At 67.9% G+C, this 25,945-nt stretch carries 30 protein-coding genes; 22 read left to right on the plus strand and 8 right to left on the minus strand.

The window, feature by feature from the left end; genetic code table 11:
* The first annotated feature begins 2 nt into the window (after positions 1–2).
* The 9 genes from PI246_RS14475 to PI246_RS14515 are packed head-to-tail and all read left to right on the plus strand — an operon-like array spanning position 3 to position 10,642.
* Complete coding sequence (locus tag PI246_RS14475; RefSeq protein ID WP_320552014.1) at positions 3–1,535, plus strand: XrtA system polysaccharide chain length determinant; 1,533 nt, start codon at positions 3–5, stop codon at positions 1,533–1,535.
* Positions 1,536–1,538: 3 nt separating this feature from the next.
* Positions 1,539–2,297, plus strand: coding sequence for a P-loop NTPase family protein (locus tag PI246_RS14480; protein WP_320552015.1), 759 nt, complete (start codon positions 1,539–1,541; stop codon positions 2,295–2,297).
* A gap of 59 nt (positions 2,298–2,356) precedes the next feature.
* Positions 2,357–3,724 carry an outer membrane beta-barrel protein gene (locus PI246_RS14485; protein ID WP_320552016.1) on the plus strand — a complete coding sequence of 456 codons (1,368 nt, stop codon included), beginning with the start codon at positions 2,357–2,359 and terminating at the stop codon, positions 3,722–3,724.
* Positions 3,725–3,726: 2 nt separating this feature from the next.
* Positions 3,727–4,479 (plus strand): serine aminopeptidase domain-containing protein, encoded by a 753-nt coding sequence (locus tag PI246_RS14490; protein WP_320552017.1) that lies wholly within the window; start codon positions 3,727–3,729, stop codon positions 4,477–4,479.
* Positions 4,476–5,309, plus strand: a complete 834-nt coding sequence (locus tag PI246_RS14495; protein ID WP_320552018.1) for an alpha/beta fold hydrolase — start codon at positions 4,476–4,478, stop codon at positions 5,307–5,309. The genes PI246_RS14490 and PI246_RS14495 overlap by 4 nt, the downstream gene beginning before the upstream one ends.
* Positions 5,306–6,313: a UDP-glucose 4-epimerase GalE gene (gene galE, locus PI246_RS14500; RefSeq protein ID WP_320552019.1), complete on the plus strand. Its 1,008-nt coding sequence runs from the start codon at positions 5,306–5,308 to the stop codon at positions 6,311–6,313. Before PI246_RS14495 ends, galE begins: the two co-directional genes overlap by 4 nt.
* Entirely contained in the window at positions 6,310–7,968 is a 1,659-nt protein-coding gene (locus tag PI246_RS14505; protein WP_320552020.1) for a hypothetical protein, read from the plus strand. The genes galE and PI246_RS14505 overlap by 4 nt, the downstream gene beginning before the upstream one ends.
* Positions 7,965–9,512: an oligosaccharide flippase family protein gene (locus tag PI246_RS14510; protein WP_320552021.1), complete on the plus strand. Its 1,548-nt coding sequence runs from the start codon at positions 7,965–7,967 to the stop codon at positions 9,510–9,512. The genes PI246_RS14505 and PI246_RS14510 overlap by 4 nt, the downstream gene beginning before the upstream one ends.
* Entirely contained in the window at positions 9,509–10,642 is a 1,134-nt protein-coding gene (locus tag PI246_RS14515; protein ID WP_320552022.1) for a GNAT family N-acetyltransferase, read from the plus strand. The genes PI246_RS14510 and PI246_RS14515 overlap by 4 nt, the downstream gene beginning before the upstream one ends.
* Here the strand turns inward: PI246_RS14515 and PI246_RS14520 are convergent.
* The 3 genes from PI246_RS14520 to PI246_RS14530 are packed head-to-tail and all read right to left on the minus strand — an operon-like array spanning position 10,611 to position 12,085.
* Positions 10,611–10,868: a hypothetical protein gene (locus tag PI246_RS14520; protein WP_320552023.1), complete on the minus strand. Its 258-nt coding sequence runs from the start codon at positions 10,866–10,868 to the stop codon at positions 10,611–10,613. The genes PI246_RS14515 and PI246_RS14520 overlap by 32 nt on opposite strands.
* Positions 10,868–11,233 (minus strand): hypothetical protein, encoded by a 366-nt coding sequence (locus PI246_RS14525; RefSeq protein WP_320552024.1) that lies wholly within the window; start codon positions 11,231–11,233, stop codon positions 10,868–10,870. Before PI246_RS14525 ends, PI246_RS14520 begins: the two co-directional genes overlap by 1 nt.
* 42 nt (positions 11,234–11,275) lie before the next feature.
* Complete coding sequence (locus PI246_RS14530) at positions 11,276–12,085, minus strand: CHAD domain-containing protein (protein ID WP_320552025.1); 810 nt, start codon at positions 12,083–12,085, stop codon at positions 11,276–11,278.
* Between the two features lie 158 nt (positions 12,086–12,243).
* On the opposite strand from PI246_RS14530, the gene PI246_RS14535 reads away from it, so the two are divergent.
* A complete protein-coding gene (locus tag PI246_RS14535; protein WP_320552026.1) occupies positions 12,244–12,483 on the plus strand; it encodes a hypothetical protein in 240 nt (79 codons plus the stop codon).
* A 3-nt stretch (positions 12,484–12,486) separates the two neighbouring features.
* Here the strand turns inward: PI246_RS14535 and PI246_RS14540 are convergent, their stop codons facing one another.
* From PI246_RS14540 to PI246_RS14550, 3 genes are all read right to left on the minus strand, one after another.
* Positions 12,487–12,867: a 2-hydroxyacyl-CoA dehydratase gene (locus PI246_RS14540; RefSeq protein ID WP_320552027.1), complete on the minus strand. Its 381-nt coding sequence runs from the start codon at positions 12,865–12,867 to the stop codon at positions 12,487–12,489.
* Between the two features lie 86 nt (positions 12,868–12,953).
* Entirely contained in the window at positions 12,954–13,685 is a 732-nt protein-coding gene (locus PI246_RS14545; RefSeq protein ID WP_320552028.1) for a 2OG-Fe dioxygenase family protein, read from the minus strand.
* Between the two features lie 73 nt (positions 13,686–13,758).
* Positions 13,759–15,480 carry a L,D-transpeptidase family protein gene (locus tag PI246_RS14550; RefSeq protein ID WP_320552029.1) on the minus strand — a complete coding sequence of 574 codons (1,722 nt, stop codon included), beginning with the start codon at positions 15,478–15,480 and terminating at the stop codon, positions 13,759–13,761.
* Positions 15,481–15,622: 142 nt separating this feature from the next.
* Here PI246_RS14550 and PI246_RS14555 point away from each other — a divergent pair, with 142 nt between their 5' ends.
* A complete protein-coding gene (locus tag PI246_RS14555; RefSeq protein ID WP_320552030.1) occupies positions 15,623–16,345 on the plus strand; it encodes a murein L,D-transpeptidase catalytic domain family protein in 723 nt (240 codons plus the stop codon).
* Between the two features lie 55 nt (positions 16,346–16,400).
* Complete coding sequence (locus tag PI246_RS14560) at positions 16,401–16,739, plus strand: hypothetical protein (RefSeq protein ID WP_320552031.1); 339 nt, start codon at positions 16,401–16,403, stop codon at positions 16,737–16,739.
* Positions 16,740–16,742: 3 nt separating this feature from the next.
* On the opposite strand, the gene PI246_RS14565 is transcribed toward PI246_RS14560, so the two are convergent.
* On the minus strand, positions 16,743–17,147 hold the full coding sequence (locus PI246_RS14565) for a hypothetical protein (protein WP_320552032.1): 405 nt from the start codon (positions 17,145–17,147) through the stop codon (positions 16,743–16,745).
* A gap of 140 nt (positions 17,148–17,287) precedes the next feature.
* Between PI246_RS14565 and PI246_RS14570 the strand changes: the two genes are divergently transcribed.
* From PI246_RS14570 to PI246_RS14600, 7 genes are all read left to right on the plus strand, one after another.
* Positions 17,288–17,692, plus strand: coding sequence for a hypothetical protein (locus PI246_RS14570; RefSeq protein ID WP_320552033.1), 405 nt, complete (start codon positions 17,288–17,290; stop codon positions 17,690–17,692).
* A gap of 73 nt (positions 17,693–17,765) precedes the next feature.
* Positions 17,766–18,005, plus strand: a complete 240-nt coding sequence (locus PI246_RS14575) for a hypothetical protein (RefSeq protein ID WP_320552034.1) — start codon at positions 17,766–17,768, stop codon at positions 18,003–18,005.
* 100 nt (positions 18,006–18,105) lie between these two features.
* Complete coding sequence (locus PI246_RS14580) at positions 18,106–18,327, plus strand: hypothetical protein (protein WP_320552035.1); 222 nt, start codon at positions 18,106–18,108, stop codon at positions 18,325–18,327.
* Positions 18,328–18,386: 59 nt separating this feature from the next.
* Positions 18,387–20,804 (plus strand): DEAD/DEAH box helicase, encoded by a 2,418-nt coding sequence (locus PI246_RS14585; RefSeq protein WP_320552036.1) that lies wholly within the window; start codon positions 18,387–18,389, stop codon positions 20,802–20,804.
* Entirely contained in the window at positions 20,801–21,673 is an 873-nt protein-coding gene (locus PI246_RS14590; protein ID WP_320552037.1) for a ribonuclease H-like domain-containing protein, read from the plus strand. Before PI246_RS14585 ends, PI246_RS14590 begins: the two co-directional genes overlap by 4 nt.
* A gap of 50 nt (positions 21,674–21,723) precedes the next feature.
* Positions 21,724–21,882: a hypothetical protein gene (locus tag PI246_RS14595; protein ID WP_320552038.1), complete on the plus strand. Its 159-nt coding sequence runs from the start codon at positions 21,724–21,726 to the stop codon at positions 21,880–21,882.
* 11 nt (positions 21,883–21,893) lie between these two features.
* On the plus strand, positions 21,894–22,040 hold the full coding sequence (locus tag PI246_RS14600) for a hypothetical protein (RefSeq protein WP_320552039.1): 147 nt from the start codon (positions 21,894–21,896) through the stop codon (positions 22,038–22,040).
* Between the two features lie 188 nt (positions 22,041–22,228).
* Here PI246_RS14600 and PI246_RS14605 read toward each other — a convergent pair whose 3' ends face one another.
* Positions 22,229–22,819, minus strand: a complete 591-nt coding sequence (locus tag PI246_RS14605; protein WP_320552040.1) for an FMN-dependent NADH-azoreductase — start codon at positions 22,817–22,819, stop codon at positions 22,229–22,231.
* A 121-nt stretch (positions 22,820–22,940) separates the two neighbouring features.
* On the opposite strand from PI246_RS14605, the gene PI246_RS14610 reads away from it, so the two are divergent.
* The 3 genes from PI246_RS14610 to PI246_RS14620 are packed head-to-tail and all read left to right on the plus strand — an operon-like array spanning position 22,941 to position 25,915.
* Positions 22,941–23,969, plus strand: coding sequence for a LysR substrate-binding domain-containing protein (locus PI246_RS14610; RefSeq protein WP_320552041.1), 1,029 nt, complete (start codon positions 22,941–22,943; stop codon positions 23,967–23,969).
* A 9-nt stretch (positions 23,970–23,978) separates the two neighbouring features.
* On the plus strand, positions 23,979–25,124 hold the full coding sequence (locus PI246_RS14615) for a pyridoxal phosphate-dependent aminotransferase (protein ID WP_320552042.1): 1,146 nt from the start codon (positions 23,979–23,981) through the stop codon (positions 25,122–25,124).
* Positions 25,112–25,915: an amidohydrolase gene (locus PI246_RS14620; protein ID WP_320552043.1), complete on the plus strand. Its 804-nt coding sequence runs from the start codon at positions 25,112–25,114 to the stop codon at positions 25,913–25,915. The genes PI246_RS14615 and PI246_RS14620 overlap by 13 nt, the downstream gene beginning before the upstream one ends.
* Positions 25,916–25,945 lie beyond the last annotated feature (30 nt).

The raw sequence follows: 25,945 nt of genomic DNA on the forward strand, positions 1-25,945 counted from the left end.
CGATGAACGGTGACCTGGTTCCTTTCGCGGGCATGCTGCCCGCCCTCGTCGGAGAGGCACGCCGACGGCGCATGGCGATGGGCGTGGTGTTCGCCGTGATCGCGCTGCTCGCCCTGGGCCTCGGCCTGGCCTGGCCGAAAAAGTACGAGGCATCGGTCACGATCCTGGCGCAGGAATCGAGCATCATCACGCCGCTGATGGAAGGCGCCGCCTCGGCCACGGCGAACAAGAACCGCGCCGGTATCGCCCGTGACGTGATCTTCAGCCGCAAGGTGCTCGACGAGGTGCTGGATCGCGGTGGCTGGTCGGCGGCGCGCCCCTCGCCGCTGGAGCGCGACAAGATCATCGAGGGAATCAAGGCGCGCACGAAGATCGCCAACACCCGCGACAACATCATCACCATCAGCTATTTCGACTCCGACCCCCGCCGGGCCTTCGAGGTCACCCGCGCGTTCGGCCAGCTCTTCATCAGCGAAAGCCTCGCGTCGAAGCAGCAAGAAAGCCGCGACGCCTACGAATTCATCAACAACCAGGTCGAGGCCTATCGGACCAAGCTGACCGACGCGGAAGACAAGCTGAAGGCCTACCGCGACGCCAACCCCGACGCCCGTCCGGGCAGCGAGATCGACACCAACTCGCGGATCGGGCAACTGCGCACGCAGATCGAAACCAACCGCATGGATTACATGCAGAAGCAGTCGCAGGCCGCGGCCCTGGCCGGGCAGTTGTCCGGCGAGTCGGAAGTCAACGCGGTGCAGACCGTGGGCGGTATCTACCAGACCCAACTCGCCCAGTTGCAGGGCCAGCTCGACACGCTGTTGCTCAACTACACCGAGGACTACCCGGACGTCGTGCGCCTGCGTCACCAGATGGAGGACGTACGGCGCCAGATGCAGGTGGCCGACGCCCGGCGCGCCGCCGGCACGCCGATGCCGGTGGACAGCGCGTCCGCCCTCAACCCGGTGTACCAGCAGATGCGCCTGCAACTGGCGGCCGTGCGCGGTGACGCCGCGGCCAGCGCGGCCCGGGTGTCGGCCAGCGAGGCGATGCTGCAGGCCGAGCTTGAGCGCAGCAAGCGCATTGCCAACTCGGAGAACGTCACCGCCGAGCTTACCCGCGACTACAACGTCAATCGCGACGTCTACCAGGACCTGCTCAAGCGCCGCGAAAACGCCCGCGTGTCGATGAATCTCGATGCCGAGCAGCGCGGCCTGACTTTTCTCGTGCAGAACCCGGCGGTGATGCCGCTCGTGCCCTCGGGCCTGCGCTTCATGCATTTCGGCCTGGCCGGGCTGCTGCTCTCGGTGGCGGTGCCGTTCGGGCTCGTCTTCGCCGTGGCGCGATTCGATCCGCGCGTGCGCTCGGCCCACCAGGTGCAACAGGCCCTCGGGTTTGCCGTGCTGGCCACGGTGCCGTTCTATCCCACGCCGCGCGATCGCCGCCGCGACCACGCGCAGAACATGCTGCTGCTGCTGATCGTCGGGTTCGTCGGGGCCGTTTACCTACTGATGTTCTTCGTACGGATGAAAGGTTGAGCGATGAAGAAGACTGCCGTGGAAGCCATCGACATCGCCGGGGCCATGAACGTGTCCGACACCGTTCCCACCGGGCACAGCATCGCCCGGATGCGCGAGCAAGCGCATGCGCTGGCACCTATCGAATGCGAGAGCAAGCGGCTGATCCATCGCGAGGAGTCGGTTCGCCCGCAGTCCGATGCGTTCCGTGGCATCCGCACGCGTTTGCTGGAGATGGCCGGGGAAGGCAATTTCGTGACGCTCGTGGTGGCCGTCAGCCCGCGCTCCGGCGCCAGCTTCGTGGCGCGCAACCTCGCGACGGCCTTCGCCTTCGACGAGGCGAAAACCAGCCTGCTCGTCGACTGCAACCTGCGCTATCCCAACCAGCACAAGGCGCTCGGTGTCGAACCGGCCACGGGCGGATTGATCGATTTCCTTGAGCATCCCTCGCGCGGTATCGCCTCGATCATGTATCCCACCGGCGTTCCGCGCATGCGCCTGATCCCCGCCGGCACGTCCCGGGAGAACGGTGCGGAATATTTCTCGTCGTTCCGCATGCGCGCCGTGCTCGATTCGCTGCGCTGCCGGTATCCGGACCGTTACCTGTTCCTGGACGGTCCGCCGGTCAAGGGGTCGCCCGACGCGCGGATCCTTGCCGACCTGGCCGACACCGTGGTGCTCGTGGCGGGCTACGGCCGCGACACGCCCGCGGCCATCAGCCAGGCCGTGGCCAATTTCGATCCCGCCAAGCTCGCCGGCGTGGTGTTCAACCAGTCGCCGTGACCGACGCGATGGGGGGCGCGACGACGCGCACGTTCGGCATGGGAGCGGGGGAGGCACGCATGGCAACCACAACGCTCGCGCGCACGATCGCCCTGGTGCTGGCCGCCACACCGGCCGTGGCCAGCGCGGGAACGCTCGACTACACGCTCTATGCCGGTCTGCAACACAGCGACAACATCGCGTTGTCGTCGGACCATCCGCTGAGCGAAAACGTCTTTACGCCAGGGGCGACGTTCCAGTTTCTCCAGCAAGGTTCCACAGTGCAGGCCAACGTCGCCGGCACGTTCGAATACCTGCGTTACCTGGGCAACCGGTTCGACCCGCAGACCCAGGCGCAGCTCGCGGGCCAGGTCAACTGGTCGGTGGTGCCGGACCGGGTGGACGTCACCGTCGAGGACTACGCCGGCATACAGCCGGTGGACCAGCTCGCCGCCAACGCGCCGGATAACCAGCAGCAGACCAACGTGGCCGTGGTCGGCCCGACGTGGCGCATGCGTTTCGGCGACGCGGCCCGCGGCCAGCTCGAACTGCGCTACATCGACAGCTACGCCTCGAAAGTCGACGACTTCGATTCGAAACGCGGCCTGCTGGCTTATCGGTTGTACCGCGACCTTACGCCCACGGACACGATCTCGGCGAACGTCGAATACCAGCACGTCGACTTCGCCAACCAGCCTTCAGGCGCCAACTACGACCGCAAGGAGGCGTTCGTGCGCTACAACAGCACGTTGGCGCATGTCGATGCCGACGTCGTGCTGGGCGGCACGCGCCTGGATTTCGACCGCGGCAGCGTAGCGACGGCGCCGTTGGCGCGCGTGAGCCTGGGCTGGCAGCCGACGCCGCGCAACGCGTTCACGGTGTCGGGTGTCTATCAATACGCCGATGCGGCACAGGACATCCTCACCTCGCCCGCGGCCACGGGCGCGGCGGGCCTGGGCGGCGCGGCCGAACGCGTGGAATCCCTCGATCCCTTCGCGAACGCTGGCGGTCTCGGACGCGGCGCGACCACCGGCATCAGCGTGGGCAGCGCGGTCATCGGCTCGCAGGTCTACAAGGAGCGTCGCTTCGAAGCCACCTGGAACTGGCGTTCGGAGCGCTTCCAGCTGACCGTGGCGCCCGCGTTCAACCGCCTGCGCTATCGCGACGACGACACCTTCGACCAGACCGCGCGTGGCCTCAGCGTCGGCCTCGGTTACCGGATACGGCCCACGCTCACGCTGTCCGGCTTCGGCACGCTCGAAAAACTTCGCTACGAGACCCTCGGCCGCAAGGACACCACGGTGCGCCTGGGGCTGGACCTCGGCCAGCAATGGAACCGCCATTGGAGCTGGCACGCCTCCGTGGCGCGGGAACGTCGCACGAGCGACGCCGTGGGCCAGTCCTACCGCGAAACCCAGTTTTTCGTCGGCGTGGTCTACCGGAGATAAGCATGCGCAACGAAGCAGACCTTCCGTTCTTCTTCGGACCCGACGGCGAACTGTTCGGCCTCTACCATGCGCCCGCCAGCCGGCCCCGCCTCGGCGTTCTGATGTGCCCGCCGCTCGGCCAGGACCTGATCCGCTGCCATCGGCTCTACCGCCAGCTGGCCCAGTCGCTCGCGGCGCGCGGCGTGGCCGTGTTGCGATTCGATTACCACGGCACCGGGGATTCGGCCGGTGAAAGCCTCGCGGTCGACTGGCGGCGTTGCCTGCGCGATACCGAAACGGCGGCGGACGAGTTGCGTCTTCGCGCGGGCACCGACCGGGTCGTCGCGTTCGGCGCGCGGCTTGGCGCGACCGTCGCGATGTGCGCGCCGGCCGCGCGATTCGTCGAGGTGGTCGGCTGGGATGCCGTGCTCGACGGCGCCGCGCACGTCGCGCGCCTGGACCATCTTCAGGCGGCCTTGCGCGAGGATACGGGCCGCTTCACCCGTCCCCGCGGGCACGCCGATGTCGCCGGCCAGTGGCTCGGCTTCGACGTGAGCGATCGCTTGCGATCGCAGCTCTCGGCGTTGCGCATCGACACACCCGCCGTGCCCACGCTGTTCATCGAATCGGCCCGGTCGCCGTCGTCCGCGGCGGCGACACGCGTGGTCGCGCTGGACCATCCCACGACGTGGGACGACCTTGGGCGCCTGGAGAGCGCGATTCTTTCGCACCCCCTGATCCATGCCGTCACCACCCACCTGGAGGCGGCCGCGTGATTCGCGAACACGCACATCGTTTCGGGCGCGCCCGACACCTGATCGGCATCGCCGGGCTACCCGAGGGCAGCCGGTCGAACGTGGGCGTCATCGTGGTCAATGCCGGACTCGTGCACCGCATCGGCCCGTTCCGCCTGCACGTGGACATGGCGCGGCGCCTCAATGCGGCCGGCTACCCGAGCCTGCGTTTCGACCTCTCCACGCTCGGCGACAGCGGCGCGGCCGGCGGCGGCCTCACGCGGACGCAACAGGTCTGCGCCGACCTTTCCGACGCCATGGCGCTGCTCGCGGAGCTTGCCGGATGCGACCGCTTCGTGCTCGTGGGGCTGTGCTCCGGCGCGCAGAACGCGCACACCGTCGCCGCGACCGACCCGCGCGTGGCGGGCGCCGTCTTCCTCGATGGCTACGCCTACCGCACGCATGGCTATCGCTTGCGCCGCTATGTGCCGCGAATGGCAGACCCGTCCCGCTGGATGCGCCTGTTCCGGCGACGCACACGGGACCGTGGCGTCGCCGTGGCGCCCGAGCCGATCTTCGCCGTGGCACCGGCGCCACGAGACGAGGTCACCGCCGACTTCGCTGGCATGGTCGAGCGTGGCATGAAGCTCTGCCTGGTGTATTCCGGCGGTATCAGCGATGTCTTCAATCATGCGCGGCAGTTCCGCGAGTGTTTCGGCAAGGTGATGGACCATCCCGCCGTCACCACCCATTACGCGGCGGAAACCGATCACACCTACATCCTCAGCGGCGACCGTTCGCGGCTCGTCGACGGCATCGGCCGGTGGATGTCACGCAATTTCCCGTGCGGCATCACGGAGGGGGCGGCATGAACACGGTTCTGGTGACGGGCGGCGCCGGCTACATCGGCAGCCATACGGTTCAGCAACTGGTCGCCCGAGGCGACCGAGTGGTGGTGATCGACAACCTGTCGACGGGGTTTCGCGAGGCGGTGCATCCCGCGGCGATCTTCGTCGAGGGCAACGTCGGCGACCGCGCGTTGGTGGCGCGCACGTTGGACACCTGGCGGGTGAACGCGGTGCTTCACTTCGCCGCGCACACGGTGGTGCCGGAGTCGGTCTGCGATCCCCTGCGTTACTACGACAACAACACCTGCAACACCCGCGACCTCCTGGCCAGCTGCGCCGCGGCCGGCGTCGACAAGTTCATTTTCTCATCCACCGCGGCGGTCTACGGCAACACCGACGATGGCGTGGCCGACGAGGATACGCCGACACGCCCGGCCAACCCCTACGGCAGCTCCAAGTTGATGTCGGAGACCATGCTGCGCGACTGGTCAGCCACGGGGGCGATGCGGCACGTGATCCTTCGGTATTTCAACGTGGCCGGTTGCGACCCGCTGGGCCGTATCGGTCATTCCGCGCCGCACGCGACATTGCTGGTCAAGGTGGTCTGCGAGCATGCCGTGGGCAAGCGCGACCGCGTGGCGATCTATGGCACCGACTACGCCACGCCCGACGGCACGGGCATTCGCGATTACATCCACGTCGACGACCTGGCCGCCGCGCACCTGCGCGCGCTCGACCACCTGCGCGACGGCGGTGCGTCGTTGACGCTCAATTGCGGCTACGGCCATGGCTACAGCGTGCGCGAGGTCATCGACGCGGTCACCCGGGTGGGCGGCCATGCGCTCAACGTGGTCGAGTTGCCGCGTCGCCCGGGCGACATCGCCATGCTCATCGCACGCAGCGATCGCCTGCGCCAGGTGCTCGGCTGGCAGCCGTGTCACGACGACCTCGATTTCATCGTGCGCACCGCGCTGGATTGGGAGCATCATCTGGTCGCATCGCGACGACCTCAGGTGTCCGCCGCATGAGGTCGACGGCCGTCCACCGGCGTGACCGGCACGTCACCGCAGGGCCACCCGTTGTCGCCTCGCGCCGGGCGCTGCTCGTGCTGGGCGGCGTGCTTGCCCTTGCGTCGCTGGCGGGCTCATGGGGGGCGCGCTCGGTGGAGCGCTTGCCGGCGGACCAGCGGATCGAGGTGACCCGCGGCGCGGGGCAGGGCGACGACCTGCCCGTGTCGGTCGGCATCCCGCTGCCGCCCGGACGGCTGCGCGACCCCGGGATGGTCCGGATCGTCGACGCGAAAGGCGCGGAGGTACCCGCCGCTGTCACGCCGATGCTGGCCTGGCATGTGGGCGACGGCGGGTGGCGCGCGGTGCGCGCGCAGTTCCGTGGCCCGCCGGGGCGCTATTACTTCCTCCTGGATGCGCGGCGCGAGTCATCGCGTCCCGCCTGGCCGTTTGCGCAGGGGGTGATCGACGGTCACGCCGCCGCCCTTGCCACGCTCACGCCCGAATGGCTCACCCGTTCGCTCATCGCCGGGCCCCAACGTGTCGCGGCACCGGGCGAGGCCTACGCGGCCTACGTGGATGGCCAGTTCCGTTGGGCCAAGGCGCTGCCGGACAAGGACACCACCGCCTGGCTGTTCGACCGACCCTCGACCTTGTTCAAGGCCTACGTGCGCACGGGCCGGGCCGATTACCTCGACGCGGCCGAAGCGAGCTATCGCTGGTATATGGCGGGTCTGCGCCGCGAGGGGGCGCCGGCAAGCCCGACCTGCGCAGGCGGATGGATGCCGGACGGCAAACCGTGCGACGTAAAGTATGTGTACATCGAGCCCATCGTGATGGCGGTGGCGCTCACCGGCGACGACAGCATGCACGACGCCGCGCTCGTGACGAAGATGGCCACGTTGTGGGCCAATGGCGGGTGGAACGGCGCCCCGGGACCGTATCGCCACCCGGACGACTACTTCACCGAGCGGCTGGCCGGCCTCGGCCTGGTGGAAACCGTCGCCGCGTTTGAACTGACCGGCGACCCGCTCTACCTGCGTCGCGTGCGGGAGCGGGTGGGTTGGTTGCAGGCGCACCAGGCGGCCAACCCGGACGGCCTCGGCGACGACGGCTCGTGGCGCAACAGCTGGAACGTGCACGAGAACGACCGCGGCGGCAAGGACGATGTCCGCGGCGCGTCGCCGTGGATGAGCGAGAACATCATCGACGGCCTCTGGCACGCGTGGCTGGTCACGAAAGATCCGCGCATTCCCGACATGATCGTGGGCTTCGGTCTCTACCTCGAACGCTACGGATGGATCGATCCGGACCGGCTCGTGCCGCCGCACGACTGGCGCAACGGATGCTCCGGCCCGAACGGGCAGATCGCATGGTATTGGTCGTCGTCGACGGCGCCCCCGGCGGCGCTGGTCAGGATCCAGGCGTCCGAAGGCTGGTACAGCGACGGTCACACGGTGGAACTGGGCCTTCCGGTCGCGGCGGCGTACTACTTTGCGCACGACGCCGCGCAGGCGGCGACCTTCCGCAAGCGCTTCGAGGCGATCGCGTCGTCGTACGCCCCTGCGTGCGCGGCGATCGGCGACACCCTGCGACGCTTCAACTGGAACAACCGTGGCGCGGGCGTGGCGCAGTGGATGATGCACCAACCGCCGGGTGCGGGACGCGCGCCATGAACCGGCGCCTGGCCGTGATGCGTAGCGTGGGCATCGTGACCGTGTCGACCTATGTCGAGTACGCGCTCGGCCTGCTGATGAGCGTGTGGATCGCCCGCGCGTTGGGTCCAACCGATTTCGGCCGTTACGCGTTCACGGTGTGGCTCTGCGGCTGGCTCATCGTCTGTTCGAACCACGCGCTCACGACGTCATCGACCAAGTTCATCGCCGAGGCGGATGGGATGGGCGATCCCGCACTCGCCTCGCATCTCGCGGCGCGCTTCTCGCGGCTGCAGGCCTGGAGTTCGTGCGGGGTACTCGGCCTGTTCGTGGCGGGTGCCGCGATCGTGCGGCCGGCGGAGTGGGGCGATGACGGCCTGGCCGTCGCGGCGCTCGTGGCGATCGCCGTGGTGGCCAAGGCCAACTACGCCATGCTCGTCGCCATCGGCAAGGGCCAGGAACGCTTCGAACCCGAAGCCGTGGCGACCGTGGTCGGCGGATTCGCCAGCTTGCTGTGGGTGCTCGTGGCGTCCATGTGCCATCTGGGCCTGCTGGCCTTCGTGGCGTTGTTCGCCGTGGCCTGCCTGACGCTGAACCTCGTCAATCGCATGGTGTATCGCCGCTGCTGCCTCCCGTTCGAGCCCGGCGCCGTGCCGGCGGCGATGGCGGCGCGGGTGACCCGTCACCTGCGCCTGACCGCGGCCCTCGTGGTGATGGGGTCGTTCCGCGTGGGCACGATCGAGGTGTTTCTGCTGACGACCTTCGCCGGCCCGGTCGCGGTGGGCTACTTCGCCATCGCCGGCACCCTTACGCGCGGTGCGGTGCAACTGTTTTCCGTCGGCCTGACCTCGACGCTGTTGCCCTACATGGCCAAGACCTTCGGCGAGAGCGGCACCGCGCGCGCGGCGAGGTTTCTTTCCGAAGCCACGCGTTTCTACTGGGCGATGGGCATCGCGATCGCCGGCCTGGGCGTGGTCACCACGCCGCAGATCGTGCGGCTGATGTACGGCGAGCGTTACCTGGCGGCCATTCCCGCGATCGAGGCGACGCTCGTGCTCGGCGGCCTGTTGCTGATCGGCAACGGCATTGCCGCTTTCCAGACCGTGGTGGATCGACAGGACGACCGCGTGCGCATCGCGGTGGTGTCGCTGCTCGCCAACGCGTTGCTCGGCGTCGCCCTGGTACCGACGTTCGGGCTTCCCGGTGCCGTGCTGACCTACGCCGGCACCCGCGTGGTCGAGATGGTGCTCGCGGTGCATTACCTGCGCAAGGCGACGCGCGGTGGCCTGCCCCTGGCATCGATGACGCGCCTGCTCGGCGTGGGGCTAACGGCCACCGCCGCTGCCTGGATCGCGACCGGCGTGACGCCGTCACGATGGGGGTTCGTCGCCGGCGCCCTGGTGTTCATGCTCGTCTACGTGCCCGGCAGTGGTCTCGTGCGTTATTGGACCGCCGACGACCTTCGGCTCATGGACGGCATCGGCCGTCGGCTCGGGCCGCCGGGACGCTTTGTTGCGCGTCTGCTGTCGCATGGGCGGACGGCGGCCGCGAAGGCCACGCCATGATCTGCCACACGCTGGATACGCTGGACGACCTGCGCGCGTCGCGCGATGCGATGGCGTCGGTGGCCGAACGCCCCGACGCCGCCAGCAGCATCGTGCAGCACCCGGACTGGCTCGACTACGAGGTGGCCGGGCGTCGGGACGGCACCGCGCCGCACGTGGTTCTCGCGCGAGACGACGACGGCCGCCTGCTCGGTTACGCGCCATTGCTGGCGGCCGAACACACCGCGCGGCTGGACCTCGCCGGCCGGCGCCTGCGGGTCTATCGCGGCGATGCGTTGCGGCTGCTCGGCACGGGAGTGGTCGCCGGGCCGGCGCACCGTCCGGCGGTCGGCGAAGCCATCGCCCGACAACTGAAAACGGATCGCCGGCTACGGGTGATCCGCATCCAGGAAGCGCGGCTCGACGACCCCTTCGTTGCCGCGCTGGCCCAGAACGGCGGCTTTCGTGTCGTGTCGGCGCACCTGCGCGAACAGACCCACTGGATCATCGATCCGCAGCCGTCGTCGGAGGCATGGCTCGGCACGCTGGAGAAGAAAAAACGCAGCGACCTCGTGCAGCGGGTCGGGCGCGCCTATCGCAAGCTCGGTGGCGACGCGGCGCTGCACGTCTTCGATACGCCGGACGCGATGCCCCGCTACTGCCGGCTCATCAACGAGGCCTACGCACGAACCTGGCATCACGATGCGCTGCCGATCGACTGGGAAGCGCCGGCGCGCGTCGACCTGTTTCGCCGTCTCGCGGCGGCGGGTCAACTCATCGGCCACGTGGTGTTGCGCGACGACCGGCCGTTAGCCTACGTGCACGGTTATCGCGTGAGCGGCACCTACCTGGTGGAAGACCTCGGCTACGACGATGCGGTGGCCAAGGCGGGCATCGGATCGGTCGCCGTGTTCCAGGCGATCCGCGGCGTGATGGACCGCTATCCCGGCGAACGGATCAGCTTCGGGTATGGCGACAACCAGTACAAGCGCGTGCTGGCGAGCCGCGGCGAGGCCTGCGGTTCGTTGTACCTCGTGCGTCCCGGCCCGGCGACCGCGGGGTTCCACATGTACGCGCCCGCGCGATGGCTCTATCGTGGGCTCCGCCGGATGCGCGAGGTCAGTCGCGCAGATGGCCCAGCAGTTCGCTGACTTCCTCTTCCGTGAGGCCCACGGCCTCGACCGATAGCCATACGGGGCGTCCGCTGACCGCCTCGGTAAGCTGGCAGGCTCCTTCCATCGGCAGCTTCCCGAGCAGTTCGTCGTCGAGGGCGAGCACGCCCTCGTAGACACTTACCACCGCGAAACCGCCGTGGCGTTCGAGGACGGCGAATTGAAGGTCGGGGTGCCACCACACCACCCGCGAAGTCAGGCGCATCAGTGGGTGACCGCCAGCGAGGCGATGGCGTGGAGCCGGTTGGCGTAATCGCTGAAACCGATGCCGCTGGCGGTCGGATCCACGTCCTTGTCGAACAGGTAGATGCCCTCCATCGCGATACGCGCACCGAGGGCTTCCAGTTCAAGCAACACCGACTCGTCCAGTTGCAACTGGATCGGTGCGGCGACATCACAGGCCGTGGCGGCACGCTCTGCCGGTTGCGCGAGCCCCACCGGCTGGCCGTCCACGTTGAGCACGACGAAGCGATCCTCCGCCACCTGACGCAGGAAATGGGGAAAGAAACGACGGTAGAACGGGCGGTGCACGATACGGGAACGGTGGGGACGCTCGATGTAGGCGCGCACTGTAGCAGCACCCGTCCAATCGCGCCCATTGAGGGAGAAACGCTAGTGTCCCGCCGCTTTCAGCGCGTGGTGGACATCCTGGAGCAGGGGCGGCAGGACATCGGGTTCTTCATGCGTGCGCAACAGCTTGCGCAACGCGCGCAGATCCTGCCGGGCGCCGAGGGCATCGGACAGGTCGGACATCCGTTTCGCGGCCAGTTTGTCCTCATGCGCCCGATGATGGGCAGGTGCGTCCACCATGTTCAGGGCTTTGCGCCAGAACTCCAGCTGCATGCGAAGCCGGCGTGCCCGGCGGCGCCAGCGGTGGCGATTGGCTTGCGTGCCATGGCGCGCCGCGCGCGTCTCCGCCTTGGCGACCCGTCGCTCCGACGCCGCCAGCGCTTTTTCGATGTCGTCGCGCTCGAGCGCCGCCCAGGGCAGGGCCTGAATATGCACGCCCAGTTCGGCGAGTCGTTGCCGGCGCTGCGCGAATGCCGGGTCCCGTCGCAGGGCACGTTCGAGTTTCTCGTCTCGCCGCGCAGCGAGACGGCCGATCACCGCCCGCCACGTCGCGGACGGCGTATCACCCGCGACGGTCTTTGCCATCGCCAGGGCCACATGCGCATCGCGCAGGGCGGACAACCCGGTGGCCAGCGATGACAGTTCGGTCCAGAGGGGATCCAGGGCGTCACCGAAGCGGCCGGCACCCAGGGCCAACAGGCTCTTCAGGCGACGAAACGACTTGCGCGCCTCGTGCACGCCTTTATGGCGATCGGACGCATCGGCGAGGGCGCGGATGGCCCGGCGGCACTCGCGCTCCGCCAGTGATGCAAGCGCCTGCGCGAGGGGGGGAGACGGGAGTGGCCGGGTCATCGGCACTAGATACCACGGAAATCACTCACCCGACCGTGGTATAGCCGGGTTTCCGTCATGGAGGGTTTATCACCGGGGTGCCATCATTCGTGCCGAATACGGGCCGTCCCGCGCCCGCCCCTGGACTACCGATGTTGAGTTGGCGAGATCACCCGGTCATGGATGACGGCTTGTCGTTGGTCGACGCGCTGCGCGAAGGCGACCACGAAGAAGCCCGGTTCCTGTCCGCCCGCGTACTCGATGTGGCCGAAAACGATGGCCTTACCGAAGTGGTCTCCGCCGTCCGCTCGCTGCACGCCTGCCTCGAACCCGTGGCTGGATCGGCCAACCCGATGCAGCGCACCCTGGCATCCTTGACCCTTCTCGGCGCGTTGCTGCGTATCCAGTACGGCTTCTGAGGCTCAGGCGACGGTGGCGTCGTCGCCGCGGGTACCTTCGTCGTCCTTCGACTTGCGCCGCCGACGCGGTTTGACGTCGAGCAGGCCCTGCAGGTAGGCGATGCCTTCTTCGGGCGGAAACCACGCGACGACGTCGGCCACCGTGAGCTGATAGCGGAGGCGAAGCGCCTCGAACTCGTCTTTCGCGCCCGCGAGCGGATCGACCTTCTTGGGGCGCCCTCTCGGTTTGGGTGCCGGTTTGGGCGCCGGCTCGGCAACCGGTTCGGCCTTGACCGCAGCCGCCGGACTGGCACCGGGCTCGGGCGGGCGCTCGGCGATCTTGCGCTCGAGGGCGGCGAGTTCCTCCTGGAACTGTCGGAAATCGTATTTGCCGGACGAATTCATCGCTGGTGGTTCGATGCGGTGAAAAATCCCATTATTACATGGATTTGCCGGTAAAGAATTGAGAATTTCGCCCAATCGAGCGGATATCAGGCCGCCCGGAACGTCACCACGAGCACGTCGCGGTGCGAGGCCTTCGAGGGATCGATCGGCGTGACCGGCGTGACCCCGTGGAACACCCGGGGGTCGTGGATCAGCGCGGCGTCGAACGGCCGGGACAGGGTGAATTCCCCCAGTGGGCGTCCGTCCGGCGAGTGGATGGTGGTGGTGCCGCTGGCGATGTTTTCGCGGTCGATCAGCAACACCATGACGTAATCGACCCCGTCGCGGTGGCTCCCTTCGGGGGTCGGTTCGCCCGACGCGTTCGCCGTCGCCTCGATGCGGAACTGGTGCACTTCGATGTGCCAGCGATCGACCTGCGGCGAAAGGCCGCCAAAGAACACGTGGCAGTGGTCGAGGACCGCGCGCATGGTGGCGCCGTCCGCGATCTCCGGCAGCACCGGTTCGAACCAGCGAGCGATGTCGCCCTGGAGGCTGTTGTAGGCCAGCGTCTGGAAATGCGCCTGGTGCGGTTGCCGCTCGACGGTGCCGTGTCGCGACGCGGCGTAGATGGCGTGGCGACGACGGCGGAAGCGCCCGGTGGCGGCGAGGTAGGTATCCGGTTCGAGCGCGTTCCAGCTGGCGGCGAAGGCATGCCAGTCCGTCAGCGGCGTGCCGTGCTCGAACAGACGGTGCATGTCGTCGGCATGCACGAAGGCAAAGCCCTCGTCGCGCACCTGGTCGTGGAGGGAGGCTTCGGTAACGTCGGACGGCGCGTTCATGGCGGCATTGTGGGAGCCGCGTCCGTGGCCGCGCAAGGGCGGGCGACAACGGGCCGCAGGCGCACGCGACGCGCTAGGGCGCCTGCAGCGGCTGCGGACGGTCGAGCGCCGCGAGCATCGCGCCATCGCGCTGGTAGATGTCCGGCTTATAGGCGACATGGCCGTCGTCGCCGACGTCCACCGTCCAGTAGGCCAGCAGCACGGGCACGGCGGTGGGCAAGGTCACGTTCTGCGTCTTGGCGTCGTCCAGCCGCGCGTCGATGGCCTCGCGGCTCCACTTGACCGGATCGTTGAACAGCAGCTGCACCAGATCGAGCGGATGCTCCACGCGGATGCAGCCCGAGCTGGTGTCGCGGCGCGACTGGGCGAACAGCGCCTGGTGCGGGGTATCGTGCAGGTACACCGCGAACGCGTTGGGAAAGCGGATCACCACCCGGCCGAGCGAGTTGCCTGGTCCCGCATCCTGGCGGAGGGTGATGCCGCGCGGGTTGGCCCAGTCGACGCTCGCGGGAGACAGCGGACGTCCCGATGCGTCCAGTACACGGATGCGGTTGGCCGCGAGGTAGCCGGGGTTGCGCCGGATCTTCGGCAGCACGTCGTTCTTCAGGATCGTCGGCGGGATCGTCCAGGTCGGGTTGAACGTGACGTAGGTGATCTGCGAGCGGAAGATCGGCGTGCTGCGGTAGGGCTTGCCGACCTGCACGCGCGAGGTCCAGACGGGCTGGCCATCGCGATAAAAGCGGATCTTGAAGCCGGCCACGTCCACGACCACGAAGGTGCCCTGCAGCGAATGCAGCAGCCAGCGGGCACGTTCGAGATTTACCCGTACCTGTCCGATGCGCTGGGCGATGGGCACGTTGAGCGCGGCAAGCGTGCCAGCGCCCACGCTGCCGTCGGCGTCGAGGTACTGATCGGCCTGGAAACGCTTGACGGCGTCGGTCAGCGGATTGTCGAAGTGGTGGCCGGTGGCCAGGCGAGGGTCGAGGTAGCCATCGGCGACGAGCCGTGCGCGCAGCGCGGCCACGCGGGCATCGGTCATCCCCGGTTTGAGCGTCGCGCCGTCCGGCACGGACGGCCAGCCGCCCTGGGCGGCCTGGGCACGCAGGCGGGCGAGGGCGTCGCGCAGGTTCGCGTAGAGGGGATTCTGCGGACGGGCCATGGCGAAGGCCTGCTCCACGCTGCGCTCGTCGATGGCGGTCTGGAGCATCGACATGCCCTGTTGCGGATCGATCGCGGCAGGGTCGAAGTTCCACGCGGGGTCCAGGCGCAGCGGGTCGACCTTGCCGTGCGCGAGCTGGGCCAGCGCCGTGATGTAGGCAGCCGTGGCCTCGATTTCCACGTCGGCGCGCCGCGCCGGTGGCGCGTCTTTCCAGGCGGGATCGCCGAACGCGGCGGTCAGCGCGCTCAGGTGGTAGTCCTCCGGGAGCAGGCCATCGCCATCGACCGATGCCAGGCCCGCCAGCAAGGCGCGGACATTGTCCGGATCGGACCAGGCGGGGGCGTAGTGGCGTTGCGCGTAGAAGTCCGCCACCGCCTGGCCGATCGCGGCATCCTGATGCGGCAAGGGGCCCGCCTGGAGCGGCGTCATGCGCTGGATGCGATCGTAGATGGCCTGGGCCGCCGGGTCGTCCAGGGCGGGACGACTCGCTACCGTGCCGGCATCGGCGGGATCGGCCGCCACGATGGGGGGCGGCGATGGAGCCGAACTGGGCGTGGAGGGCGTCTGTGCGTGGCTTGGGGATCCCATGCCCATGAGGGCAAGGGCGGCGAACATCGTCTGAAACCGGTTATCCATAGCCACTACCTATTAAATCCTGCGCTTTGGCCTCGATTTTCCCTGGCCTTTTCACATATATGAAGGGCGGGAACGTGACGAGATTGTGGTTAAAGAATGACCAGCGCGTTAGCATCGGGGGACACGATTCACCGGCAGTACGATGATTCTTCCCTCGCGTTCGCCCGTCGCCGCGGCCTCGCTCCTCGGCGCCCTGGTCTTTCTTGCGTCTCCGGTCCGCGCCGCTGACACCCTCGGCGAAGCCCTCGCCCGGCTTGCGCCGTCCGCCGACCCGAAAGTCATCGGCATGGCCGTCGACGCGGCGGAGTGTGCGCAGACACAGGACGGCAAGCCGGTCGACCGACTCGCGGTGATCGACTACTCGCGTCCCTCGTCGCAGCCCCGCTTGTGGGTGTTCGACATCGCCCGGCGGAAGCTGCTCTTCCAGGAGCTGGTCGCCCACGGAAAGAACAGCGGCGACGCGACCGCCACCCGGTTTTCCAACGCGCCCGACAGCCTGGCCTCGAGCATCGGCCTGTTCCGTACGTCCGACACGTACATGGGCAAGAACGGCTATTCGTTGCGCATGACCGGCCTGGAGCAGGGCGTGAACGACCAGGCGCTGGCCCGCGCCATCGTCATCCACGGCGCGAGCTACGTGAACGAAGCCATGGCCCGCGTCGCCGGCCGCATCGGCCGCAGCTGGGGCTGCCCCGCCGTGCGGATGGCCATCGCGCACAAGCTCATCGATGCGCTCAAGGGCGGCCAGATGGTGTTCTCCTACTATCCCGACAAACGCTGGCTCGCGTCCTCGCCCTATCTCAAGTGCAGCGCCAGCCAGCTGGCCAGGGCTGAGGCGCGCGTCGCGACCGATCCGGGCACGTAAACCCTTGCCGCCGCGCTCGCGTTAGAATCCGCGGAACCTTACCGTGGAACCCAGCATGAAATACGTCGTCCTTGCGTCCGCAGCCTGTCTTGCCCTTGCCGGTTGCGCCACCAGCGGCATGAAAGACACCCTGCCCAAGCTCAGCAGCAAGACCGACAAGAACGTCGCCGCCTACGTGCAGTGCGTGGTGCCCAAGTGGCAGGCGCTCGCCAAGGATGCCAAGGGCGACGCGAAGGACGATGCGGGCACCGTGACCGCCAACGACAACGGCAAGCACGAGCGCCTGGACGTCAAGGCCAACGGCGCCGGCGCCCAGGTGGTCATGTACGAACTGCAGAACGGCAAGGACGACTACGACAGCCGGTTCCGCGACGAAGCGATTTCCTGCCTCTGACGTTCAGGCGCCGGGCGCGGCCGGGGGCCAATGGGCGTTGATGCCCTTGACCCGCTCGACCAGCTGGCGCACTTCCTCGTTGCGGTCGTGGATTCGCTTTTCCTCGGCAGCCTTCTGGGTGGCGAAATCCTGGTTGGTGCCCATCACCGCCTCGTAGACGAGGCGGCAGGTTTCCTCGGCGTTCGCGGCACGGGTATGAAAGCCCAGGCGGTCGGCCAGGATTTCCATCCGTAGCCCGGGATGGGCCTGCTCCAGGGCCTGGGCCCGCACGATGAAAAACTGTTGCCATTCGCGTTCGGGGGCGCCGGAGAGCACGGCCTCCACCCGCGGAATGTCGGGACGCTCGAACTGCTCGCTGTCGTCGATGGCTTCGAACGATTCGATCTCGATCCAATCCCGGCTGGCCATGGGGTCGCTCCTTACGCGATGAGGTGGATGGCGCGCGATTCTTCGCAAACCGGCGTCTACGCGATGTCGCGGCTTGCGTTTCGGGATGGCAGGGCCTATACGAAGGCGAGCCTTCCCCTTACGCCAAGGAGCCTTACCCCATGCGTTACCTCGTCATCGCCGGTGCCGTGCTGCTCGCCGGCTGCGCCACCCAGAACGAACGCCACGTGGGCATCCACGACGTCCCCTCCAGCACCGTGTTCTCCCATCAGGATCCCGGCGCCGGCGACGCCACGCTGAACGTCGTGCGCGACCAGGGCCTTTGGGGCGCGGGCTGTTCCAGTGCCGTCTACGTCGACGACAAGGTCGTGGCGGACATGGAGATCGGCCAGCAGCTGGTGCTGCACGTGCCCTCCGGCGCGCGCAAGCTCAGCGTGATGCCCCACGGCGCCTGCAGCGCCGACCGCATGGACGTCGACGCCACCGTGGGACAGGGCGAAACCCGCACCTTCACGATTCCGGCAAGCGGCCAGGGCCTGGCGGCGCAGGCTGCCCCGAAGGCCTGACAGGGGTTGTGCTTTCCGTCGCGGTGGCGCAAAAATCAGGCGTCGCCGCGACGCCGGCTCAAAGGGGGCTCTCGTGCACCGACGTATCGTTGGTCGCTATTCCGTCGAAGTACGCACGCTACGCACGCCCGCGGGCGCGTGGAAGTCGGCCTACATCGTGGAGCCGGCCGCCCATGCGGGGCCGCGCGATTTCGTGATGATCTCCCTGCTCGAGGCCTTCGCCGACGAGCGGTCCGCCGTGGACGCGGCGATGGCGCGTGGCGTCAAGCACGCCGACTGGCTCGCAGCCTCCCATACGGTGCCGTCCAGCTGACGTGACCCAGGTCGCGACCCGGCCGTAACGCCTCCACCACGAAAACCCTCCTAGCGTCGCCGCCATGGGCCATGTGGGCTCGCCGGTGGAACTCGACGCCTTGTCCCAGACGACCCTCTATCTGCCCTACACCGACTCCCCCCGCGGGTTGTGGAACGTGCTGCGCAACTCGGAAATGGTGGGCCGCTTCGACACCCCCGACGAGGCCATGCGCCATGCCCGCAACCTGGTGCGCTCCTTGCGCGCCCAATCCGGACAGAGCGCGGAGATCAAGGTGGAAGACGAGCGGGGTACGTGGCGCCTGGCCGATGCCGGCGACTGATCTCACGATATGAGACGAATGGGGGAGATAACAGGCATCCGTTCGCCGATCGCCTGTCCATGTCCGCCTATCTGCAAGCCCTTCGCTCCACCGAGGCCGATGCCGTCCTCGCGTCCCCCCACGATGGCCGGACGCTCGCCCACCGCCTCACCGACAAATACGGCGACCGGGTCTGCTCGGCCTTCACCCTGTTCGGTCGCCAGGGCGACTTCGTGCCACTGCCCGACGACCTGCCGCGGTCGCTGGCGCGCGCACTTGCCGAGCGAGGCATCGAGCAGCTGTACAGCCACCAGCAGGAGGCCTGGGCCGCCGCGCGTGAGGGGCGCCACGTGCTGGTGGCCACGCCCACCGCCTCGGGCAAGACGCTCTGTTACACCCTGCCTGTGGTGGCGGGTGCGATCGAGGCCGGGGCCAAGGCGCTTTACCTGTTTCCCACCAAGGCCCTGGCCCAGGACCAGGTCGCCGAGTTGCTCGAACTCAACCGCGCCGGCGACCTTGGCGTCAAGGCATTCACCTTCGATGGCGACACTCCCGGCGACGCGCGCCAGGCCATTCGCCTGCATGGCGACGTGGTGGTGAGCAACCCCGACATGCTTCACCAGGCGATCCTGCCGCACCATACCAAGTGGGCGCAGTTCTTCGAAAACCTGCGTTACGTCGTTATCGATGAGATCCACACCTACCGGGGCGTGTTCGGCTCGCACCTGGCCAACGTTTTGCGACGGTTGCGTCGCATCTGCGCCTTCTACGGGGTGCGTCCGCAGTTCGTGCTGTGTTCGGCCACGATCGGCAATGCCACCCAGCATGCGGAGGCGCTGATCGAAGACAAGGTTCACACCATCGCGCAGAGCGGCGCGCCCAGCGGCGACAAGCACGTGCTGCTGTGGAATCCGCCGGTGGTCAACCCCGATCTGGGCCTGCGCGCGTCGGCCCGGTCGCAGACCAGTCTCATCGCCCGCGTGGCGATCAAGGCGAAGATGAAGACCCTGGTGTTCGCGCAGTCGCGCCTCATGGTCGAGGTGCTCACCAAATACCTCAAAGACGTGTTCGACCACGACACCCGCAAGCCGCCGCGCATCCGCGCGTACCGGGGCGGCTACCTGCCCACCGAGCGGCGCGCGGTCGAACGCGATATGCGCGCGGGGGAGGTCGATGGCATCGTGTCTACCTCGGCGCTGGAGCTGGGCGTGGACATCGGCAGTCTCGACGCCGTGGTCCTCAACGGCTACCCCGGGTCCATCGCGGCCACCTGGCAGCGCTTCGGACGGGCGGGCCGACGCCAACAACCCTCGCTCGGGGTGCTCGTGGCCACCAGTGCGCCGCTGGACCAATACCTCATGCGCCATCCGGCCTTCCTGACGGAAGCCAGCCCCGAACAGGCCCGCATTCAGCCGGACCAGCCGCTGATCCTGCTCGACCACATCCGCTGCGCCGCGTTCGAGCTGCCGTTCGTGGCGGGCGACCGATTCGGTCCCGACGACGCCGAACCCTTCCTCCAGGTGCTCGCCGAATCGGAGGTGCTGCACCGCGAGGGCGACCGCTGGGAATGGATCGCCGACAGCTACCCGGCCAATGCGGTAAGCCTGCGCTCGGTGGCCGACGGCAACTTCGTGGTGGTCGACCGCACCGAAGGACGGCAGACCATCATCGCCGAGGTGGATTACTCCGCTGCCGCGCTTACCCTCTACGAGGGTGCGATCCACATGGTGCAGTCGGTGCCCTACCAGGTGGAGAAGCTCGACTGGGACGGGCGCAAGGCGTACTGCACGCGTACCCGCGTCGACTACTACACCGATGCCATCGACTACACCAAGCTCAAGGAGCTGGCATGTTTCGACGGGGCGAAAGCGGGTGAGGGCAGCGCGCGGCATGGCGAGGTGCATGTGGTGCGACGGGTCTCCGGCTATAAGAAGATCCGCTACTACACCCATGAAAACATCGGCTACGGACCGGTGAATCTCCCCGATCAGGAGCTCCACACGACGGCGGTGTGGTGGCAGTTGCCGCAGACCGTGCTCGACGCCGTGTTCCGCTCGCGCCAGCACGCGCTGGACGGTTTCCTCGGCGCCGCTTACGCGCTGCACACCGCCGCGGTGGTCGCGGTGATGGCCGAACCGCGTGACCTGCAGAAGGCGGTGGGTTCGGGCGATGGCGGTTGGTCCGCCCAGGTGGATGCGTCCGGTCGCGGCCAGCTGCGCGGCGACGGCGGCGAGTTGGCGTTGCCCGATATGCTCGAGCGATTTCTTCCCACCGTGTATCTCTATGACAACTTCCCCGGCGGGGTCGGCTTGAGCGAGCCACTGTTCCGTCGCGCGCCGGAACTCGTCGGGCATGCCCTGGAGACGTTGCGGGGGTGCGATTGCAAGGCGGGTTGCCCCGCCTGCGTGGGGCCGGTGCTTGCGTCCGACGAGGGCCGCGATGTCACGCCGAAGGCCTTGGCTACCCGGGTGCTCGAATTGCTCGGGGCGGTGGCGTGAGCGACCTGGCGTCGCGGATCAAGGCGCTGCGCGCCCAGGCCGGCGTAAGGACACCGGTGCGTCCGGTGGCACCCGCGGCCCCCGCCGTCGACGCGCGGCCTAGGGTTGATCTCGCCATGCTGCGGCGCATGGCGGGGGTAAGGGAGCGGGCTACGTCGCACCGGCCAACGCGTCCTGTCACCCGTGACGTTCCGGGCGTCGAAATCGCCGCGGGGTTGCGGTACATCGAACACATGCACGCGTGGTCGGCGCCGCCCGACATCGTCGATCTGACGTTTGCCCGGCTCACGCAGGCACGCCGCGATCGCCTGCTGCATTTCGATACCGAGACCACCGGTCTGGCCGGAGGCACGGGCACGCGGGCGTTCATGATCGGCGCAGCCGATTGGCGACCCGAGGGACTACGCGTGCGCCAGCTCTACATCACGGCCATGGCGGCCGAGCAGGCGATGTTGCGTGAGTTCGCCCGCTGGATTGACGCCGATACGGTGCTGGTCAGTTACAACGGCAAGTCATACGACGCGCCCCTGCTGGCGACCCGGTATCGCCTGGCGCGCATGGTGAACCCGCTGGCGGGGCTCGTGCATGTCGATCTCCTGCATCCCATGCGGCGGCGTTACCGGAGCGTTTGGGAGAATTGCCGCATGCAGACGGCCGAGCGTCATCTGTTGCGCATCGTCCGCGACGACGACCTGCCTGGTTCGGAAGCGCCGCGTGCGTGGCTCACCTATCTGCGTGGCGGCTCATCCACCGATCTGGCCCGCGTGGCCGAACACAACCTGCAGGACGTGCGCAGCCTCAGCGCGCTGCTCGTCGAGGCGCATGGCTGGGCTGCGATGGACGCTTCGCCCGCCGGTAACGAAAAATAGACGCCCGCCCGCGCAGTCTCGTGACGTGTTGACGCCCGGAGGCATCAGGCATGAACGAAGCGACCAAGACCTGCGATCACGACGGCTGCGGATGTCGCATCCCCGTTTCCCGCGATTACTGCAGCGAGAGCTGCCGCATGGCGGCGGAAAGCCAGAACGTCGGCGGCGCGTGCGAATGCAGCCACGCGCACTGCCAGCAGCGTCATTGAGGAGACATGACATGACTAACGACGGCAAGCAGCAGACGCCCGGGTATCGGGAAGACAACCCGAAACCCCATGGCGGCAAGGAAAACCTGCCTGGCGAGGGCCATCCGAAAGAGTCGCAGAACATGCCGAAGGACAAGCCGGGCAAACAGGGCAGCTGACCACGCTCACGGCCGCGCTGAGCGGTATGAGCTGCCCGTGTCAGCGACAGCTCGGGGGTGTCTTTGCGCGAACGATGCCATCGCTCGCGCCAGTCCGGCTGCCGCCGGGATCGCCGATGCGATCGGCTCCCCCTTCGGTTGCGGCTGGTCACCCGCAGGGCGGGCTCGTGACGCATGAAGGGGGGCGATTACGCCGCGCGGGATAAGGCGACCACGCGGTCCACATCGGCCAACGCCGTGTCGATCACCTTGGCCTTGTGTTCATCACCTAACGCCAGGCCCTCGGCGCGAACGAACGCTACATCGGTGACGCCGAGGAAACCGAAGAGCGTCCGCAGGTAGGGCTCCTGAAAATCCATCGCCCCTGCCGGACTGCCTGCGGGATACATGCCGCCCCTCGACAGTCCCACGATCACCCGCTTGCCTTTGGCGAGGCCTTCGGGCCCGGACGCGGTGTAACGGAATGTCTTGCCCGCCACCGCGATGCGGTCGATCCAGGCCTTGAGCGAGCTGCTGATCGTAAAGTTGTACATGGGCGACCCGATGACCACGACATCGGCATCCAGAAACTCCTGCAGTGCCTTATCGTCCTCCAGGGCCGCGGCGTCCTGCTTATCCCCAGGCAATCCCCAATGGTCCAACGGCTCGGCGTGGACATCGCGATACGTGACCGACGCATCGGGGTGCTGCCGTTCCAATCCGGAAACAATCGCGGCGGTGAGGCGGCGCGAGACCGAGTGGTCGCCCAGGGCGCTGGCATCGACGTGCAATACTTTCATGGCAATTTCCTTTAGGGACCTCAACGGTCTCGATGGGGCCACGATACGCCGGCGGTCCGTGCGGGATTAGCCCGCGTGAAGTAGACTGATTGTTTCGATAGAGAAACGGCCAGGTACGACGATGGAAGGCGCCCTCCAGGATCTCAACGATCTCTACTTCTTCGCTGCCGTGGTGGAGCACGGCGGGTTCTCCGCCGCCGGGCGCGCCCTCGGTGTACCGAAGTCGCGCCTGTCCAAGCGCATCGCGCAGCTCGAGGACCGCCTTGGCGTGCGCCTGCTCCAGCGCACCACTCGCCGCTTCGTGGTCACCGAGATCGGCGAGCGCTTCTACGGCCACTGTCGCGCCGTGCTGGAAGAGGCGCGGGCGGCGCAGGACGCGGTGGACGAGTTGCGTACCGAACCGCGCGGCGTCGTCCGCGTGAGTTGCCCGGTGTCGCTGGCGCAGAACGTCCTCGGCCCGATGCTGCCGGCCTTCATGCTCGAACACCCGAAGGTTCAGATCCGCGTCACCGCCACCAATCGTCGCGTCGATCTTATCGGGGAGGGCTACGACGTGGCCCTGCGTGTGCGCGAAAAGCTCGATACCGACGCGACGCTCGTGCTGCGCAGCATCGGCTATGCGCGCAACCTGCTTGTGGCGAGCCCCAAGTTCCTCGACAGCCACGGCCGCCCGTCGACCCTCGACGAACTGGCCCAACTGCCGGCCCTGTCGATGTACGAGCACGAGGGGGCGCAGGTCTGGGAACTGGTCCATGCCAGCGGCCGGAAAGCCGCGGTTGAGGTCAAGCCGCGCCTGGTCAGCGGCGATTTCTCGGTGCTGGTCGCCGCTGCCGTGCAGTGCTGCGGCGTGGCGCTGATTCCCGAAGAGTTCTGCGCCCCGCTGATCGCCAGCGGCACGCTCGAATGGGTGCTGCCCGACTACGCCACGGCGCAGGGCACGTTGCACTTCGTGTACCCCAGCCGTCGCGGCCTTCTGCCTGCGGTGCGCAGCTTCGTGGACTTTCTCGCCGAGCGCCTTCCCAGGGCGCGTGCGGACTACCAGAAGGATTGCGAGACCGTGGCCGCCGACCCGGCCTCCACGGGAGCGGTCGCCCTGCGTCGCATGTTAGGATCGGAACATCCGGCCGCGTTTGGCCGTCCAAACGAGTAAGAGCGTCCGATGCAGATCGACACCAAGCTTCCCAAGGTCGGCACGACCATCTTCAGCGTCATGAGCCAGCTCGCGCTGGAGCACAAGGCCGTGAACCTGGGCCAGGGCTTCCCCGATTTCGAGCCGCCCGAGGCGCTGCGCGACGCGATCACCCGCGCCATGGCCGAGGGCAAGAATCAATACGCACCCGGCATCGGCATCGCGCCGTTGCGCGAACAGATCGCCGCCAAGACCGAGCGCCTGTACGGCCACCGGGTCAGCCCCGACACCGAGATCACCGTCACCTCCGGGGCCACCGAAGCGCTGTTCTCGGCCATCGCCTCGGTGGTGCGGGCCGGCGACGAGGTCATCGTGTTCGATCCGTGCTACGACAGCTACGAGCCGGCCATCGAGCTGCAGGGCGCCCGGGCCGTGCACGTGCCGCTCGACGTGCCGTCGTTCGCCATCGACTGGCAGCGCGTGCGCGATGCGGTGACGCCGCGCACGCGCATGATCCTCATCAACTCGCCGCACAACCCCTCGGGCGCGGTGCTCTCCCGCACCGATCTCGACGAACTCGCGGCCATCGTGCGCGACACGCCCATCGTCGTGCTGTCCGACGAAGTCTACGAACACATCGTGTTCGACGGCGCCGACCACCAGAGCGTGCTGCGGCATCCCGAACTGGCCGCGCGCAGCATCGTGGTGTCCTCGTTCGGCAAGACCTTCCACTGCACCGGCTGGAAGCTCGGCTACGCGGTGGCGCCCAAAGCGCTGACCGCCGAGTTCCGCAAGGTGCACCAATACCTCACGTTCTGCACCTTTCACCCGGCGCAGTCGGCGTTCGCGGAATTCCTCGCGTCCACGCCGTCGCACTACCTCGAACTGCCGGGGTTCTATCAGGCCAAACGCGACCGCTTCCGCGCGTTGCTGGCCCCGTCGCGACTGACGTTGCTCGACGTGCCCGGCGGTTACTTCCAGCTGGTCGATTACAGCGCCATCCGCGACGTCGACGACATCAACTTCAGCGAGTGGCTGGTCCGCGAGGGCGGCGTCGCCGTGATCCCCCTGAGCCCCTTCTACGAAAGCGCGCCCGACACGCGCCTGGTGCGCCTGTGCTTCGCCAAGAACGACGCCACGATGGAAGCCGCTGCGGAGCGCCTGTGCAAACTCTGACCGTATCGCTCGTCCAGGGCGCCACCCGCTGGCATGACGCGGCCGGCAATCGCGACTACTACGGCGCGATGGTCCGCCGCGTGGCCGGCAGCGATCTTGTCGTGCTGCCGGAAACCTTCCTCTCCGGGTTCACCAACGACACGCTGTCCAATGCGGAAACCATGGACGGCGAGAGCGTGGCCTGGATGCGCGCGCTGGCCGCCGACACCGGCGCCACGCTGGCCGGCAGCCTGGTGATCCGCGACGGCGGCTCGGTATACAACCGGTTGATCTGGGCGTCCCCCGACGGCACCCTCGCGTATTACGACAAGCGCCACCTGTTCCGCATGGCGGGCGAGCACACGCGCTATGGCGGTGGCAACCAGCGGCTGATCGTCGAGCTGAAGGGATGGCGCATCCTGCCGCAGGTCTGTTACGACTTGCGTTTTCCCGTGTGGTTGCGCAACGGCCGACGCGAAGACGCGCCGGGTGGCATGGATTACGACCTCGCGCTGTTCGTGGCGAACTGGCCGACGCCGCGTCGCCAGCCGTGGCGCACGCTGCTGCGCGCGCGGGCCATCGAGAACCTGGCTTACGTGATCGGCGTCAACCGCGTGGGCGTGGACGGCAACCAGTTGCCCTACGCGGGCGATAGCGCCGTGATCGATCCGGTGGGCGAGGCGCTCGTCGAGCTGGGGCCGCAGGAGCAGGTGGTCACGGTCAACCTCGATCCCGCGCCGTTGCTGGCGCATCGCGAGCGCTTCCCGGCGTGGATGGACGCCGATCGCTTTTCCATCGACGCGTCGGGCTGAGTCCTCGCCGGTCTCGCCCAGGAACGCACC

It is taken from the genome of Luteibacter sahnii, assembly GCF_034063545.1.
In the GTDB taxonomy this organism is placed as follows: Bacteria; Pseudomonadota; Gammaproteobacteria; order Xanthomonadales; family Rhodanobacteraceae; genus Luteibacter; species Luteibacter sahnii.

Bases quoted from the DNA above. Each gene is read 5' to 3' on its own strand.
- PI246_RS14480 (WP_320552015.1), top strand. From the start codon at position 1,539: ATGAAGAAGACTGCCGTGGAAGCCATCGACATCGCCGGGGCCATGAAC.
- PI246_RS14510 (WP_320552021.1), top strand. From the start codon at position 7,965: ATGAACCGGCGCCTGGCCGTGATGCGTAGCGTGGGCATCGTGACCGTG.
- galE (WP_320552019.1), top strand. From the start codon at position 5,306: ATGAACACGGTTCTGGTGACGGGCGGCGCCGGCTACATCGGCAGCCAT.
- PI246_RS14505 (WP_320552020.1), top strand. From the start codon at position 6,310: ATGAGGTCGACGGCCGTCCACCGGCGTGACCGGCACGTCACCGCAGGG.
- PI246_RS14530 (WP_320552025.1), bottom strand. From the start codon at position 12,085: ATGACCCGGCCACTCCCGTCTCCCCCCCTCGCGCAGGCGCTTGCATCA.
- PI246_RS14535 (WP_320552026.1), top strand. From the start codon at position 12,244: ATGGATGACGGCTTGTCGTTGGTCGACGCGCTGCGCGAAGGCGACCAC.
- PI246_RS14570 (WP_320552033.1), top strand. From the start codon at position 17,288: ATGCGTTACCTCGTCATCGCCGGTGCCGTGCTGCTCGCCGGCTGCGCC.
- PI246_RS14520 (WP_320552023.1), bottom strand. From the start codon at position 10,868: ATGCGCCTGACTTCGCGGGTGGTGTGGTGGCACCCCGACCTTCAATTC.
- PI246_RS14610 (WP_320552041.1), top strand. From the start codon at position 22,941: ATGGAAGGCGCCCTCCAGGATCTCAACGATCTCTACTTCTTCGCTGCC.
- PI246_RS14560 (WP_320552031.1), top strand. From the start codon at position 16,401: ATGAAATACGTCGTCCTTGCGTCCGCAGCCTGTCTTGCCCTTGCCGGT.
- PI246_RS14550 (WP_320552029.1), bottom strand. From the start codon at position 15,480: ATGGATAACCGGTTTCAGACGATGTTCGCCGCCCTTGCCCTCATGGGC.
- PI246_RS14585 (WP_320552036.1), top strand. From the start codon at position 18,387: ATGTCCGCCTATCTGCAAGCCCTTCGCTCCACCGAGGCCGATGCCGTC.
- PI246_RS14545 (WP_320552028.1), bottom strand. From the start codon at position 13,685: ATGAACGCGCCGTCCGACGTTACCGAAGCCTCCCTCCACGACCAGGTG.
- PI246_RS14515 (WP_320552022.1), top strand. From the start codon at position 9,509: ATGATCTGCCACACGCTGGATACGCTGGACGACCTGCGCGCGTCGCGC.
- PI246_RS14600 (WP_320552039.1), top strand. From the start codon at position 21,894: ATGACTAACGACGGCAAGCAGCAGACGCCCGGGTATCGGGAAGACAAC.
- PI246_RS14615 (WP_320552042.1), top strand. From the start codon at position 23,979: ATGCAGATCGACACCAAGCTTCCCAAGGTCGGCACGACCATCTTCAGC.
- PI246_RS14490 (WP_320552017.1), top strand. From the start codon at position 3,727: ATGCGCAACGAAGCAGACCTTCCGTTCTTCTTCGGACCCGACGGCGAA.
- PI246_RS14605 (WP_320552040.1), bottom strand. From the start codon at position 22,819: ATGAAAGTATTGCACGTCGATGCCAGCGCCCTGGGCGACCACTCGGTC.
- PI246_RS14540 (WP_320552027.1), bottom strand. From the start codon at position 12,867: ATGAATTCGTCCGGCAAATACGATTTCCGACAGTTCCAGGAGGAACTC.
- PI246_RS14555 (WP_320552030.1), top strand. From the start codon at position 15,623: ATGATTCTTCCCTCGCGTTCGCCCGTCGCCGCGGCCTCGCTCCTCGGC.
- PI246_RS14595 (WP_320552038.1), top strand. From the start codon at position 21,724: ATGAACGAAGCGACCAAGACCTGCGATCACGACGGCTGCGGATGTCGC.
- PI246_RS14485 (WP_320552016.1), top strand. From the start codon at position 2,357: ATGGCAACCACAACGCTCGCGCGCACGATCGCCCTGGTGCTGGCCGCC.
- PI246_RS14475 (WP_320552014.1), top strand. From the start codon at position 3: ATGAACGGTGACCTGGTTCCTTTCGCGGGCATGCTGCCCGCCCTCGTC.
- PI246_RS14565 (WP_320552032.1), bottom strand. From the start codon at position 17,147: ATGGCCAGCCGGGATTGGATCGAGATCGAATCGTTCGAAGCCATCGAC.